The 14,831-nt window shown below is 53.4% G+C and carries 15 protein-coding genes and 2 tRNA genes; 11 read left to right on the top strand and 6 right to left on the bottom strand.

The window, feature by feature from the left end:
* Positions 1-55: 55 nt before the first annotated feature.
* From uvrB to J0A66_RS06950, 3 genes are all read right to left on the bottom strand, one after another.
* Positions 56-2,053 carry an excinuclease ABC subunit UvrB gene (gene uvrB, locus J0A66_RS06960; RefSeq protein WP_206573070.1) on the bottom strand — a complete coding sequence of 666 codons (1,998 nt, stop codon included), beginning with the start codon at positions 2,051-2,053 and terminating at the stop codon, positions 56-58.
* Positions 2,050-3,369, bottom strand: a complete 1,320-nt coding sequence (locus J0A66_RS06955) for an MATE family efflux transporter (protein ID WP_439098863.1) — start codon at positions 3,367-3,369, stop codon at positions 2,050-2,052. The genes uvrB and J0A66_RS06955 overlap by 4 nt, the downstream gene beginning before the upstream one ends.
* 373 nt (positions 3,370-3,742) lie before the next feature.
* Entirely contained in the window at positions 3,743-3,967 is a 225-nt protein-coding gene (locus tag J0A66_RS06950; protein ID WP_206573069.1) for a hypothetical protein, read from the bottom strand.
* Positions 3,968-4,258: 291 nt separating this feature from the next.
* Between J0A66_RS06950 and J0A66_RS06945 the strand changes: the two genes are divergently transcribed.
* Together J0A66_RS06945 and J0A66_RS06940 are read left to right on the top strand one after the other, a co-directional pair.
* Positions 4,259-4,335, top strand: a tRNA-Asn gene (locus J0A66_RS06945).
* Positions 4,336-4,372: 37 nt separating this feature from the next.
* Positions 4,373-4,449 (top strand) — tRNA-Asn (locus J0A66_RS06940).
* 1 nt (position 4,450) lies between these two features.
* On the opposite strand, the gene J0A66_RS06935 is transcribed toward J0A66_RS06940, so the two are convergent.
* Both J0A66_RS06935 and J0A66_RS06930 read right to left on the bottom strand, forming a co-directional pair.
* A complete protein-coding gene (locus tag J0A66_RS06935; protein ID WP_206573068.1) occupies positions 4,451-5,404 on the bottom strand; it encodes a mechanosensitive ion channel family protein in 954 nt (317 codons plus the stop codon).
* A 22-nt stretch (positions 5,405-5,426) separates the two neighbouring features.
* Positions 5,427-5,618: a CsbD family protein gene (locus J0A66_RS06930; protein WP_206573067.1), complete on the bottom strand. Its 192-nt coding sequence runs from the start codon at positions 5,616-5,618 to the stop codon at positions 5,427-5,429.
* A 295-nt stretch (positions 5,619-5,913) separates the two neighbouring features.
* On the opposite strand from J0A66_RS06930, the gene rsxA reads away from it, so the two are divergent.
* Genes rsxA through glpQ form a run of 9 tightly spaced genes read left to right on the top strand, consistent with a single transcriptional unit; the run spans position 5,914 to position 13,649 of the window.
* Positions 5,914-6,495 (top strand): electron transport complex subunit RsxA, encoded by a 582-nt coding sequence (gene rsxA / locus J0A66_RS06925; RefSeq protein WP_206573066.1) that lies wholly within the window; start codon positions 5,914-5,916, stop codon positions 6,493-6,495.
* Positions 6,495-7,049 (top strand): electron transport complex subunit RsxB, encoded by a 555-nt coding sequence (gene rsxB, locus J0A66_RS06920; protein ID WP_206573065.1) that lies wholly within the window; start codon positions 6,495-6,497, stop codon positions 7,047-7,049. The genes rsxA and rsxB overlap by 1 nt, the downstream gene beginning before the upstream one ends.
* Before the next feature lie 23 nt (positions 7,050-7,072).
* Entirely contained in the window at positions 7,073-9,187 is a 2,115-nt protein-coding gene (rsxC, locus tag J0A66_RS06915; protein ID WP_241264061.1) for an electron transport complex subunit RsxC, read from the top strand.
* A complete protein-coding gene (rsxD, locus tag J0A66_RS06910) occupies positions 9,184-10,242 on the top strand; it encodes an electron transport complex subunit RsxD (protein WP_206573064.1) in 1,059 nt (352 codons plus the stop codon). Before rsxC ends, rsxD begins: the two co-directional genes overlap by 4 nt.
* Positions 10,239-10,889 (top strand): electron transport complex subunit RsxG, encoded by a 651-nt coding sequence (rsxG, locus tag J0A66_RS06905; protein WP_206573063.1) that lies wholly within the window; start codon positions 10,239-10,241, stop codon positions 10,887-10,889. Before rsxD ends, rsxG begins: the two co-directional genes overlap by 4 nt.
* Positions 10,882-11,580, top strand: coding sequence for an electron transport complex subunit E (locus J0A66_RS06900; RefSeq protein ID WP_206573062.1), 699 nt, complete (start codon positions 10,882-10,884; stop codon positions 11,578-11,580). The genes rsxG and J0A66_RS06900 overlap by 8 nt, the downstream gene beginning before the upstream one ends.
* A gap of 8 nt (positions 11,581-11,588) precedes the next feature.
* Positions 11,589-12,224 (top strand): endonuclease III, encoded by a 636-nt coding sequence (nth, locus tag J0A66_RS06895; RefSeq protein WP_206573061.1) that lies wholly within the window; start codon positions 11,589-11,591, stop codon positions 12,222-12,224.
* 34 nt (positions 12,225-12,258) lie between these two features.
* Positions 12,259-12,639, top strand: coding sequence for a lactoylglutathione lyase (gene gloA, locus J0A66_RS06890; protein WP_206573060.1), 381 nt, complete (start codon positions 12,259-12,261; stop codon positions 12,637-12,639).
* Positions 12,640-12,659: 20 nt separating this feature from the next.
* A complete protein-coding gene (glpQ, locus tag J0A66_RS06885; protein ID WP_206573059.1) occupies positions 12,660-13,649 on the top strand; it encodes a glycerophosphodiester phosphodiesterase in 990 nt (329 codons plus the stop codon).
* A 250-nt stretch (positions 13,650-13,899) separates the two neighbouring features.
* Here glpQ and J0A66_RS06880 read toward each other — a convergent pair whose 3' ends face one another.
* Positions 13,900-14,763, bottom strand: coding sequence for a flagellar protein MotY (locus J0A66_RS06880; protein ID WP_206573058.1), 864 nt, complete (start codon positions 14,761-14,763; stop codon positions 13,900-13,902).
* Positions 14,764-14,831: the final 68 nt, after the last annotated feature.

Genomic DNA, 14,831 nt, shown 5'->3' with positions numbered 1-14,831 from the left:
TCCAAACTGGCAAATAGGATTTTACTTCCTTCTAAGGGACTGCAGGTACTGTCCTTCAGGAAACAGCCACCAATTGTTTACGCAGGGCTTCGACCTCATCCCTGACTGCGGCGGCCTGCTCAAATTCCAGCTCCTTGGCATGCTTGAACATACGTTTTTCCAGTTCGTCAATCTGGTGCAGCAACTGGTCCGGCGAGACAGCCTTGTAGGACTTCTTCGACTCCGCCACCTTACGCAGCCTGACCCGTCCCTCTCCCAGATCCATCACATCTGTAACCGGCTTGTTCAGCCGGGTGGGTTGGATATTGTTGGCAAGGTTATGGGCCTGCTGCTTCTCACGACGGCGGTTGGTTTCGTCGATAGCGCGCTGCATGGAGCCTGTGATCACATCACCGTATAAAATGGCTTTGCCGTTAATATGCCGCGCAGCCCGGCCAATGGTCTGGATTAAGGAGCGCTCGGAACGCAGGAAGCCTTCCTTGTCGGCATCAAGTATCGCCACCAGCGACACTTCCGGCATATCCAGTCCTTCCCTGAGCAGATTGATCCCCACCAGTACATCAAACTTGCCCAGGCGCAGATCACGGATGATCTCCATTCTTTCCACCGTATCGATATCCGAATGAAGATAACGGACCTTGATTCCATGCTCGTCCAGATAATCGCTGAGATCTTCGGCCATCCGCTTGGTCAGGGTAGTCACCAGCACCCTTTCATCCACCTTGATCCTCTTGTGGATCTCCGACAGCAGATCGTCCACCTGGGTCGCCACCGGCCTGACTTCCAGCAGGGGGTCCAGCAGCCCGGTGGGCCTGACCACTTGTTCCACCACGTCGCCGGCAGACTTTTCCAGTTCATAGTTCCCAGGGGTGGCAGACACATAGATGGTCTGTGGGGATAATCGCTCAAACTCGTCAAATTTCAGCGGCCTGTTATCCAGGGCCGAGGGCAGCCTGAATCCGTATTCCACCAACGTTTCTTTCCTTGAGCGATCTCCTTTGAACATGGCACCAATTTGCGACACTGTCACATGGGACTCATCGATAAACAGCAGGCCGTCGGCCGGAAAATAGTCGATAAGGGTCGGCGGCGGCTCGCCGGGAGCCCGTCCGGACAAATAACGTGAATAATTTTCAATGCCCGAGCAATACCCCAGTTCCAGCATCATCTCAATATCAAACTGGGTGCGCTGCGTAATGCGTTGCTCTTCAATCAGCTTGTTGGCGCTTTTCAATTGCTCCCGGCGCTCAACCAGTTCCAGTTTGACCTGGTCGATTGCAGCGAGGATTTTCTCCCTCGGCGTCACATAATGAGTCTTGGGGAAGACCGTGGCCCGGGCGACAGATTTATCAATGACCCCGGTGAGAGGATCAAACAGGCTGATCTTTTCGATCTCCTCGTCAAAGAGTTCGACCCTTACCCCTTCCCGATCCGAATCTGCCGGAAAGATGTCGATCACATCTCCCCTGACCCTGAAGGTACCCCGTTCAAAGCTGACGTCATTTCGCGTGTATTGAAGCTCGGCCAGCCGACGCAAAATGTCCCGCTGGTCCATCAAGTCTCCCTGGCGAAGATGCAGCAACATCTTCATATAGGACTCGGGATCACCCAGTCCATAGATGGCCGATACGCTGGATACAATCACCACATCCCTTCGCTCCATCAGGGCCTTGGTGGCCGACAGGCGCATCTGCTCTATATGATCGTTAATGGAAGAGTCTTTTTCGATAAAAGTGTCAGTCGTGGGGACATAGGCTTCCGGCTGATAGTAATCGTAATAGGATACAAAGTACTCCACGGCATTGTTGGGAAAAAACTCTTTCATTTCCCCATACAGCTGGGCAGCCAAGGTCTTGTTGTGGGCCAGGATCAGAGTGGGCCGCTGAACTTTTTCGATCACGCTGGCCATGGTAAAGGTCTTGCCCGAGCCGGTCACGCCCAGCAGGGTCTGGCTGGCCAGACCGTCCTGCAAACCCTCCACCAGCGAACTGATGGCGGCAGGCTGATCGCCGGCCGGTTTATAGCTGGAAACCAGTTCGAACCCTCTGCTCATCCTGTCACTCCTTGTGTAGTCTGTGCTTGTAAATAATCTTCTTCTTTGAGCAATCGCCTGAACCAGATAAACGCCAGACCTGCCGTCATCAGATTTGCCACAACGCCTGCAACAAACAGACCGGTCAAATCATACAACAGACTGCCCAAATAAGAGACCGGCACAAAAAATATGAACAGACGGACAATGCTCAGAGACAGGGCGCTCATGGGACGATGCATGGCATTAAAAGACGAATTGGTCAGAATGATAACGCCCTGCAGACCGTAGCCCAGCGGCACTATCATCAGAAACAGCTGGATCAGCTCGGCCACTTCTTGTTCCTCTGCAAACGCCATGGCAATCAGCGGTGAAGCAATCCACAGGAGGACAAAGACCAGCAGTTGCCATATTAAAACAAAGCGAATACACAGCAGATAGCTTTCCTTCACCCGATCTATCCTGCCGGCACCGAAATTCTGGCTGATAAAGGGAGGCAGGCTCATGGAAAGGGCCAGGATCACAATACTGGCAATGGACTCCAGTCTGTTACCCACCCCCCAGGTGGCCACCGCTTCGGCCCCATAGGTGGCAACGACGGCAGTCAATACACCATTGGCAATAGGTGTGAGCATGTTGGCCCCCGCCGCTGGCAATCCGATCCGTAATACTGCCCGGCTGGTCATGATGAACTCAGAAAGATTCAGCAGCCGGGGCAAGACCAATCCACGCCTGACGACCAGCAGATAGAGAATATAGAGACAACCGGAGGTCCAGGCAATCAGCGTCGCAATGGCAGCGCCTTGGATGCCCAATGCTGGCACGGGTCCCCAACCAAAAATTAATATTGGATCCAAAATGGCATTGATCAACCCACCTGCCGCCATAATGATACTGGGTGTTCGGGTATCCCCTGAAGCTCTGAGCACTGAGTTGCCGACCATGGGCAGGGCGAGCATCACGCCAGCCAGGTACCAGACTTCCATGTAGTCGTGGATTAACACCAATTGCTGCGGGGATGCGCCAATAAGACGAAATATGGGCCCAATGGTCAGGTAACCGAGCACAGCCAGTATGCCCACCAGCAGAAACGACAACATCAATGCGCCGGTGGCAAATTCCTTGGCTAAATGTGCCTGGCCGGCGCCAAAATATCTGCCGATGGTGGCAGAGGCACCGATGCCCAGACCAATATTGAGACTGATCAGTGTAAAGGTCACCGGAAAGGTAAAACTGATGGCGGCCAGTTCTTCTGTGCCTAACAGGCTGACAAAAAAAGTATCCACCAAGCCAAACGTCATCAGCATGACCATGCCAAGGATCATGGGCAGCGTCATGCTCTTCAATGTTGGTGCGATGGGGCTATGGATCAGGTCGGGTCTGGAGGATTGGCTCACATCACCACTCTTGGATTCGACAGGGGCACTATGATAAGGGAGCCATGTGCAGAAAACCATGCCGATTACCCTTATCAATTGGGTCTTCACCGGTTTCGATAAGAAAAAGGCTCCAGATCTTAGGGCAAAGATCAAGACCCCATCAGTCCTGAATCTGGAACGATGGTTTAATTTCCTGATTTGCTGAAGTTTTTTTTAAGCAGGACAGCAAGAATAACTAACAAGTCATTACCGAACCGAACAAAAATCGGGCAAGCAGCCTGAATGCCGACCAAAGCGACACGTTAACTCTTGTTTTTATTATATTTTTAAATTATTTGGCCAATATAGTCGAGCCAGGGGTTGACAGCATTTTTACTGAGCTGCGGCTCTTTCTTCCATTTTCATCAACATAGTTATCCACAGATTTAGTGGATAACTCTTTGCCGCCCAATGAGGCCGCCCCTTGCCCGGCCATGTGGACAATTTTTTGTAAGTCTCCACTAACCTGACTGGTTAGGCCGCTTTGTTGCACTTTTGTTAACAACTGTTCATCCATACATTGGGCAAGCCTTTTGTAAGAACAAATTCAAATAAGCTGAGCTCTTTTATATCAGCTATGAAATAAGTATACGCGGGATGCTTTTGACAGTGGATTGGGTGCTTCTATACTGTCCAATCCGACCACTGCGGCGGGGGTTTCAGGGAAGCCTTGACCAGCAATTAAGCAGTCGATTCACAGGCGGGAAAAATAATCGACACGGCTGTTGACACTCAGGGGTAGCCTCATTAATATTCGCCTCCGTTGAAACGGCCGGTCTTCAGTCCGGTCTGTTCGGTGAAATACTGTTCCCCCTTAGCTCAGTTGGTTAGAGCGACGGACTGTTAATCCGCAGGTCCCCCGTTCGAGTCGGGGAGGGGGAGCCAATTTCACTGAATCCGTAGCGCATGTATCTCTTTCTGTTCCCCCTTAGCTCAGTTGGTTAGAGCGACGGACTGTTAATCCGCAGGTCCCCCGTTCGAGTCGGGGAGGGGGAGCCACTTACTGACTAGCCTCACTTTTCTCTTCAGCGTCTTTTTGCAGTGCTTCTGCCTGTGCCCTCTTCTCAAGACTCAGCATATCTGACAGTTTTTCGCCCCCCTTGGCGCCAAAATCCAGTGTGCGAATAGGAAATGGGATCAGGATATCGGCTTCTTCCAGGGCATTTTTTACCGTTGCGACCCCCCTGTGCCTTGCCTGCATAAAGCCAGGCTCTCCGGGGTAGTCAATCCAGAACCAGACCAGCAGATCGACACTCGATTCGCCAAAACCCTTTGCGTAAACGGCCGTCTCGTCCCGGCGGATCACAAAATCATGCTGATTAATCGCCTTTACTATTACCTCGGCGGCATGCTGAGGGTCGTCCGCATAGGATATTCCCACAGGGATCTCTATCCTTCTGTGGCCGTTGTAGCTGTAATTGGTCAGGACATTGCGAAACAGGATCTTGTTTGGCACGATTTCAAGCTGGCCAGAAAAGGTCTGCACCAGGGTATTACGAAGGTTGATGGACCAGACTGTGCCGAACACTTCCCCCGCTTCAATGACGTCGCCTATCTTAAAAGGTTTGCGGATGCCCATGACGATGCCGGCAATCAGGTTTTCGGTCATGTCCTGAAAAGCAAAGCCCAGAGCCAGGCCTATGATACCCGCCCCCGCAAGTAAAGAAGTCACCGTCCCCTGAAGACCAACAAAGTCCAGCGCCACAAATAAGCCGATCCCCACCACCAGCACTTTGACTATGGCTGAGAGGAGATCGGCGATTTGCTGGGAATCCAAAGAGCGCCTCAGCAGGCTCCTGCATCCCCTGGCAGCAATATTAGCCAGCAACATAAACAGCAGAGCCAGCAATACTGCCACCAGCATATTGGGTATATGCTTAATACTGATCTCCAGCCAGGTACTGAGTTTGTCACTGATCAGAGACCAGACTTTAGCCAGGTCAGGTAACTCCATCCTCTAAGATTTAAAGTCCGGCTTACCTTCTCAGGTCCTCGAAAGCCTCTCTGGCTTGCTGCTTGGACATGCCATACTTTTCCTGCATTTTTCCGTAGAAGTTTTCGAACTTACCTTCCATCTCCTCGACTTCATCGTCCGTCAGCTTTCCCCATTTTTCTTTTACCGAACCACGCATTTGTCTCCATTGACCTTCATTAATGTCATTGCTCATAGATTCCTCCTTTGGTCGTTGTCAGGCTTGGGATTGGCAGGACGTTTTCCACCTGCCTCCCCCTTTTCCCGACGCCAAATCCGTGCCAAGAATAATTGACAATATATTCAAATAGTTACAAAAAAATTCATCAGCGAAACTGAATTAATTACAGCGGCATTTGGAAAACTTTCATTGGGGCGGCCAGCGGCAGCAATGCCCCAGACGGGGTGGGGAAAATCAGGAATATCAAGTTGTTAATCGATGCGTAAAAACAGATAATGGCGCCACAAATTTACCGACCCCAGTATGAGGCATGACAGACTACTTACTGCTACTGATTGGCACAGTGCTGGTGAATAATTTTGTGCTGGTCAATTTCCTGGGCCTCTGTCCCTTTATGGGCGTTTCCGGCAAACTGGAAACGGCTATCGGCATGTCCATGGCCACGACTTTTGTTCTGACGCTGGCGTCTCTGAGCAGCTATCTTGTCGAGCATTACATCCTGATGCCGCTGGATATAGGTTATCTTCGTACTCTGAGTTTCATCCTGGTGATTGCCGTGGTGGTACAGTTCACCGAGATGGTAGTGCATAAGACCAGCCCGACGCTTTACCGCTTGCTGGGCATCTTTCTGCCGCTGATTACGACCAACTGTGCGGTGTTGGGCGTGGCACTGCTAAACATTCGTGAACAACATAATTTCGTCCAGTCTGTGGTTTACGGCTTCGGGGCGGCATTCGGCTTTTCGCTGGTACTGATTCTGTTTGCTGCCATGAGGGAGCGTCTTGCCGCAGCGGACGTACCCACCCCTTTCCGGGGTGCTTCCATCGCCATGATCACCGCCGGCCTGATGTCGCTGGCCTTTATGGGCTTTACCGGACTGGTAAAACTTTGATGTCCGTATTCTATGCGTTGCTTGCGGTAGGTTTACTGGCCCTGGCGTTTGGTCTGATCCTGGGGTATGCGGCTATCCGCTTCAGGGTTGAGAGCGATCCAGTGGTGGAGCAGATCGATGCAATTTTGCCACAGACCCAGTGTGGCCAGTGCGGCTATCCGGGCTGTCGTCCCTACGCAGAGGCGATCGCCAACGGGGACGATATCAATAAGTGCCCGCCTGGCGGTGAAAGTACTATCCGCAAACTGGCCGATTTAATGGGCGTCGAAGCCAAACCGCTGGATGCTGCTCATGGTACTGAAGATATCAGGAAGGTGGCCTATATCCGAGAGGATGAATGTATCGGTTGCACCAAATGTATCCAGGCCTGCCCCGTCGACGCCATAGTCGGTACTTCAAAGCAGATGCATACGGTGCTCATTGATGAATGCACAGGTTGCGATCTGTGCGTGGAGCCCTGTCCGGTGGACTGCATCGACATGGTGCCACTGCAGGTGACCACTTCTTCCTGGCGATGGCAGTTGGACGCTATCCCGGTCAGGACCATTGAGTAACAGATCAGGAAATAGGACGCAGTTTGCAATCACTGATTGAAAAAATTCGCCAAGGCAAATTCTCGGACTTTCCGGGCGGCGTCCATCCGCCCCAGCGTAAAACCCTGTCCAACCAAACGCCTATTGCCAAGCTGCCATTACCACAGCGGCTGTATGTCACCATCAAACAACATATTGGCGTGGAGGGACACCTGGAAGTCAGGCCGGGGGATATGGTACTAAAAGGCCAGCCGCTGACCAAAAGCATGAATCCCTTTGCCGTGCCTGTCCATGCCCCCACGTCGGGTGAAGTCACCACCATTGCCCCACACGTTTCGGCACATCCTTCGGGGCTGGCCGAAATGACCATAGAGATCCGTCCCGACGGAAAGGATGAGTGGATAGCCCTTGCTCCCCTTCAGGACTATCAGAACCAGCCAAAACTCAAAGTGATAGAACGCATCTGCCATGCAGGCATCAGCGGCATGGGAGGTGCCGGGTTCCCGACCCATATCAAGGTCAGCCCCAAGAAAAATGTAGAGTTTCTGGTCGTCAACGGGGTGGAATGTGAGCCCTATATCAGCTCTGACGACAGGCTGATGCGGGAGCATGCCTGGCAAATCCGGCAGGGTATTGACGTCATAACCCACCTGCTCAATCCCAAACACGTACTGATTGCCATCGAAGACAACAAGCCTGAAGCCCTGCACGCCATGCAGGTGGCCTGCCAGGAAAATCCAGACTATGTGGTGTGCAGCATTCCGACCAAGTATCCGGCCGGTGGCGAAAAACAGCTTATCCAAGTCCTGACAGGACGGGAGGTCCCCAATGGCGGCCTGCCCATCGATGTGGGTATCATGATGCAGAACGTTGGCACCTGCTTCGCGATTGCCGATGCCATCTTCACCGGCAAGCCACTTATTCAGCGTGTGGTGACATTAAGTGGCGAGTGTTTCGACAAGCCGGGGAATGTCTGGGCTCTGCTGGGCACCCCCGTCAGCCATCTGTTGCAGCAGGGTCAATATCAGCCCAAACGTCAACGAAGCAGGCAGTTGATCATGGGCGGTCCTATGATGGGATTCAATCTGGTGTCCGACCAGGTACCGGTAGTCAAGATCACCAACTGTATTCTGGCCCCCACTGAAAGAGAAATGGTGCAGGCCGACGAAGAGCAGCCCTGTATCCGCTGCAGCGCCTGCGCCGATGCCTGTCCGGCAAGCCTGCTGCCACAACAGATATTCTGGCATGCCAAGGCCAAAGAGTTGGACAAGGCCGGTGAGTATAATCTGTTCGACTGCATAGAATGCGGCGCCTGTGCCTATGTCTGTCCCAGCCAGATCCCGCTGGTACATTATTACCGCGTCGCGAAGGCCGAAATCCGCCTGCAGGAGGAAGAAAAACACCAGGCCGACAAAGCCAGGGAACGATTCGAAGCCAGAAAGTTGCGGCTGGAACAAGAAAAGGCTGAACGGGAAGAAAAACATCGCCAGGCGGCCGAAGCCAGACGTAAGGCGTTGGAACAGCAGGAGTCGACCACCGGGAACAAAGTCTCTGCCGCAGTGGCCAGAGCCAAGGCTCGCCAACAGACACAAGCAGCAAAGGAAGAGACTCCGGCATCTGACAAGGTGGCGGCGGCCGTCGCCCGGGCCAAAGCCAGAAAAGCCCGGCAAGAACAGGAATCGACCAGCCGGGACAAAGTGGAGCCGGGTGAAGAATCTAAACAAGACAAGGTGGCATCTGCAATTGCACGCGCCAAGGCGAAAAAAGCCAAACAGGAGAATGCCTCAACTGCCCCCGACCAGGCTGAGTCGCCAACCGGGGAACAGCAGACCAAAGCTTCGGCGGGCCTGAACCAAACCAGAGAATCCGGGGCAGAACCCTCAGAAAAACAGCCAGCAGGCGATATGGCACCCAGCAAGGATACGAAAGCAGCAAGGGTAGCCGCAGCCGTGGCCAGAGCCAAAGCCAGAAAGGCCGCCGCTGATCAGGATAAGGATCAGAAGCTCTCCCCTGCCCCCGAGTCAGCGTCTCCCACCGTCGCCCTGGAAGTGGATGAGGAAAAGAAACAGCGGGTGGCGGCAGCGATCGCCAGGGCCAAGGCCAAGAAGCGGGTCGGAGTCTCTTCCACAGACAAGCAACAGGATAAGTCCAAGTCATGAGCCTTCGTATCGCCAGTTCACCCCATCAACACAGCAAACGTAATACCGGCTCACTGATGCGGCTGGTGTGTTATTGCACCCTGCCCGGTTTTGCCGCTCAATTATGGTTCTTCGGTTGGGGAACCCTGTTTCAGTTCATCATCGCAGTCGCCGTGGCCCTGGGTACCGAAGCGGCTATTCTTGAACTGCGCAAGAAAGATTTTGAAAAAGCCCTGTCTGACTGCAGCGCCCTGTTAACGGCCCTGCTGCTGGCGTTGTGCCTGCCCCCCCTGACGCCCTGGTGGATTACCGCATTGGGGGCATTTTTTGCCATCGGCATTGCCAAACAGCTTTATGGCGGCCTAGGGCACAACCTGTTCAATCCGGCGATGGTGGCCTATGTCATATTGCTGGTTTCCTTTCCTGTGGCAATGACCTCCTGGCTGCCGCCACAACAATTGATGCAGCAGGGCTATGGCTTACTGGACAGCCTAAGCCTGATCTTCACCGGGTACAGTAATGAGGGGTACAGCCTGAACCAACTGCGTAGCGGCGCGGACGGTTTTACCATGGCAACCCCTCTGGACAGTGTTAAAACCGATATCGATCTGGGTCTGACCGTAGAAGAGGCAATGGCCAAGCCCCAGTTTCATGAAGGCACGGGCGTGGGCTGGTTCTGGATCAATCTGGCGTATCTGGCTGGCGGGCTGGTACTGTTGAAAGCCAAAGTGATCAACTGGCATATCCCACTTAGCATGTTACTTGCAGTTTCTGTAACGGCCGGCTTTTTGCACCTGATGAGTCCGGATCTCTATGCTTCGCCCTGGTTCCATCTTTTCAGTGGCGGCACCATGCTGGGCGCGTTTTTCATCGCCACCGACCCGGTGTCAGCCAGCACCACCAATCTAGGCAGATTGATCTTCGGCGCCAGTATCGGCTTCTGGGTGGTGATTATACGAACCTATGGTGGCTATCCGGATGCCGTCGCTTTTGCCGTGGTGCTGATGAATATGTCCGTTCCCCTCATCGACTACTACACCCGCCCCCGCACCTATGGCCATAAGGCGAGACGATGAAACAGAGTATGCAACGCAATGGCCTGATACTGGCCGCTTTTGCCCTGGTCACCACGGGTCTGATCGCACTGACGCATACCCTGACCAGCCCGGTTATTCAGGACCAGGAGCAGCGTCAACTGCAACAAACCCTGAACAGCATCATCCCGCCACAACTCCATGACAATGATTTGGAACACGACTGCACCATAGTCACAGATGCAGAATATCTGGGCAATGTACTACCCAAGCGGGTATACCGGGCCCGCATGGATGGCCAGCCGGTGGCCCTGGCCATGGAAACCATGACACCCAATGGCTACAGCGGCGACATCAGGCTTTTGGTGGGTGTGAATAGCGATGGGGTAATCACTGGTGTCAGGGTACTGCAACACCAGGAAACGCCCGGATTGGGTGACAAGATTGAGTTGCGGATCGATGACTGGATCCTCAGTTTCAACGGCAGGCGGCTGACCGAGGAAAACCGCGCCAGTTGGGCAGTGAAAAAAGATGGCGGTCAGTTTGATCAGTTTACCGGCGCCACCATCACGCCCAGAGCAGTAGTGGGGGCGGTCAGGCAGGCACTGGCTTTCATTCAGCAACGCCAGGACGAGCTGTTCGGGGCGCCAAATGAATGTCAGGCAGGCACAGGAGATCAAGATGAGTGAGTACCATGAGTTGTCCTGGCAGGGATTGTGGAAAAACAACGCGGCGCTGGTGCAACTGCTCGGTCTGTGTCCGCTGCTGGCGGTAACTGGCAGCTTCGTCAACGGCCTCGGCCTGGGGCTGGCCACCACGCTGGTGCTGATTGGTTCAAATACCGTGGTGTCGCTGGTGCGCAATCTGGTACCCAGAGAAATTCGTATTCCCATCTTTGTCATGATCATTGCCGCCTTTGTCACCATAGTGCAATTGCTGATGAATGCCTTTACTTACAACCTCTACCTGGCCCTGGGTATTTTTATTCCCCTTATCGTCACCAACTGCGCCATCATTGGCAGGGCGGAAGCCTATGCATCTAAGAACCCGGTAGGCTTTGCCGCCTTCGACGGACTGATGATGGGGGTAGGCTTCAGTCTGGTTCTGGTCACCCTGGGCGGGATGCGCGAAATACTGGGTAACGGTACCTTGTTTGATGGTATGGAATTTCTGCTGGGGGACTGGGCCAGGAGCATGACGCTGACCCTGTTTGAAACGGATAACAAGTTTCTGCTGGCCATCCTGCCTCCCGGAGCCTTTATTGGCTTGGGGCTGCTCATTGCCCTAAAGAATATTCTTGATAGGCGGCTGGAGACCCTGGGCGCCCCCCGTCCCACCGATAAGCAGGTACAGCGGGCCAGAGTCACGGCCGAGAGTTAAAGGGCAGCATGAATCAAGTTAAACGCAAACAAATACTGGAACGGCTCAGAGAGGCTAATCCACATCCGACTACCGAGTTAAATTACAGCAGTCCATTTGAATTGCTGATTGCCGTGATCCTGTCTGCCCAGGCTACGGATGTCGGGGTCAACAAAGCCACCGACAAATTGTTTCCGGTGGCCAATACACCTCAGGCCATACTGGATCTGGGCCTTGACGGACTAAAACAGTACATAAAAACCATTGGCCTGTTCAATGCCAAGGCTGAGAATGTCATCAGAACCTGCCGGATACTGGTGGAAAAACACGACGGCCGGGTACCGGAGAGTCGAGAAGCGCTGGAAGCCCTGCCCGGAGTAGGACGCAAGACTGCCAATGTGGTACTTAATACCGCCTTTGGCTGGCCGACTATTGCTGTGGATACGCATATTTTCCGTGTGTCCAACCGCACCAGACTGGCACCGGGCAAGAATGTCAACGAGGTTGAGCAGAAGCTGCTCAAGGTAGTGCCGGCTGAATTTAAGGTGGACGTGCACCACTGGCTGATTCTGCATGGCCGCTATACCTGTGTGGCCAGAAAGCCCCGTTGCGGCTCCTGCCTGATTGAGGATCTGTGCGAATACAACGACAAAACTGAAATATAAACCCCTCATACTCCCTATTCAAAAAGGACACTCCATGCGATTACTGCATACCATGCTCAGGGTCGGCAACCTTGAGCGCTCGATAGAATTTTACACTCAGATGCTCGGTATGAAACTGCTCAGGCGCAGCGACAACGAGGCCTACCAGTACACTCTGGCTTTTGTGGGCTATGGAGAGGAAAAAGACACAACAGTTCTCGAACTGACCTATAACTGGGACAGGGACAGCTACCAGCAAGGCGAAGCCTTTGGTCATATCGCTATCGGGGTAACAGATATTTATAACCTGTGTGAGGAATTGCAGCGCAAAGGCGCCGATGTATACCGTAAACCCGGACCGGTAAAAGGCGGCAGCACCCTTATCGCTTTTGTTCGCGATCCTGACGGCTACGCTATTGAGTTAATTCAGGAATAAACAGCATCAGAACCCTGAGTATGACAAAAGTGTTCCTGACCGTCTGTTCGCTATTGATCTGTGCCAGTTTGTCGGCCAGGCCACTGGTTATCGCCCATCGCGGTGCCTCGGCCTATCTGCCAGAGCATACCCTGGAAGCGGCCGTTCTCGCCCATGGCATGAACGCCGACTACATCGAGCAGGATCTGGTGTTATCCAAAGATGGGGTACCGGTGGTTCTGCATGATATTCACCTTGAGACAGTGACAGATGTGGAACAGCGCTTTCCCAAACGCGCCAGGGAAGATGGCCGCTACTATGCTATCGACTTTACTCTGGCCGAACTCAAAACCCTGCGTGTACATGAGCGTACGGACACCAGCGGCCGGCAGGTCTATACAAAGCGTTATCCGGGACAGAGCCCCTTTCAAATCGCCACCTTCGAAGAGCAGATAGAACTCATTTCGGCCCTCAACCGGACTCGGCATCGCCAGACAGGCCTGTATCCGGAAATCAAGTCACCGGCTTTTCATCGCCGGGAGGGACTGGACATCAGCAAAATCGTACTCGCCCTGCTGGACAGTTATGGTCTGAACCATCCCGGGGCCCGGGTCTACCTGCAATGCTTCGACTACGAAGAACTCAAACGGCTGAAAAAAGAGCTTGGGGCCCATGTGATGCTGGTACAGTTAATCGGTGAAAACGGCTGGCAGGAATCGGCCACGGACTATGACTGGCTGATATCCCGACCGGGACTGGAGGCAGTCGCCAGGATCGCCGACGGCATCGGCCCCTGGATCCCACAGTTGCTGGATTCATCAGGACGGGCTCCGTCCTCTCTGCTGCTCAACGCCCGGGAGCTGGGTCTGTCCGTACATCCCTATACTTTCCGCAGCGATCAGTTGCCCTCAGGTCAGACAGAGCAGCAGCATCTGGAGCTGCTGTTGAATCAATTGCAGGTGGATGGCCTGTTTACCGATTTCCCTGACCGGGTGGTGGCGTTTATTTCCGCTAGAGCACCGAATGATTAGATGGTGAGCACCAGCGGAGGCTAAAATTTTTCCAGGCAATCCAGGTCTTTTCACGGGTTTAGTGGTACTAAATCCTGAAAAGCCTGGGGCAGTCTTGGGAAATTTCAGCCCCGCCCTTCGGGAGCCGCCTGAAATACGCCCATCCGGTGTTACGGCTGCTTGAAAGATTGACGATATTCCTTTACAGCCGCGCCTTGGCTGAGCGTATTTCAGGCAGGCTCTGGCGGTCATCAACTAATCATTCGGTGCTCTAAGGCTTTTGCATCTGAATAACTACACGGCGGTTCCTGGCCCGGGATAATTCATTGCTGTTGGGAGCAACATGACGCCGTTCCCCATGGCCGGTCACTTCGATTCTGTCTGCAGGGATCCCCTGTGCAGTAAAAAACGCTTTAATCCGCTCAGCTCTTTTGATGGAGAGTTGCTCGTTGTGCCAGCGTCCACCGTAACTGTCTGTATAAGCGTCCAGCAGCACCAGTTCGATAGACGGGTCCTCTTGCAGGTATTCCCCTATCATGGTCAGCTTTTTCTCAGATTGTTTTGTCAGTTCATCTGTGTTTTTCTGATAGCTGAGCACCGAATAAGCGATGTCTTCAAAACTGAAGGGCAACAGGTTCGCTACGCAACGGGAGAAACTCTGATACTGAGTGATAAAATTGCTGGCATTCAACCCCACTGCCACCTTATCGTCCTGGTTATACCAGTCCCGGTAATAGATGGTTGGCCAAAAACCCTTTTCCAGTTCCGACAAAATGGTCCAGGCCGCCTGCTCGGGCAAATCGCCGTTGTATTGCTTGCGAATGGGCATCTGAGCAATTTCGCGCTGCATGGCCCCCGGCATCCAACTGGGGGGCATGGAATACACCGCCGCCATTCCATAAGTTTTCGGCAGGCGTAGCATATCCAGTTCGAATTCCATGTTCAGTTGTTTGCTCGCCTGACTGGTAAACAGCGCATCGCCATAGCCGGGAATGTGGTGTTTCAGGCGGCACTGCAACCTGCTGTTGTCGGTCACCTGCCAGTCTGAGCGTTCGACGTCAGCGGCATAATGGCGTATACCAGCCAGGCTTGGCATGGCCAGTGCCGCAATCAGAGCACATAGGATCTTTTTCATACTATCTCTGTCCAGTTCTTCAACCTAATATCGGCAGATTCTCTGTGGCCTTGACAGGCAATTCCAAT

The organism is Bowmanella dokdonensis (genome assembly GCF_017254865.1).
GTDB classification, from domain to species: Bacteria; Pseudomonadota; Gammaproteobacteria; order Enterobacterales; family Alteromonadaceae; genus Bowmanella; species Bowmanella dokdonensis.
This window is presented reverse-complemented; position numbering and strand designations above follow the sequence as displayed.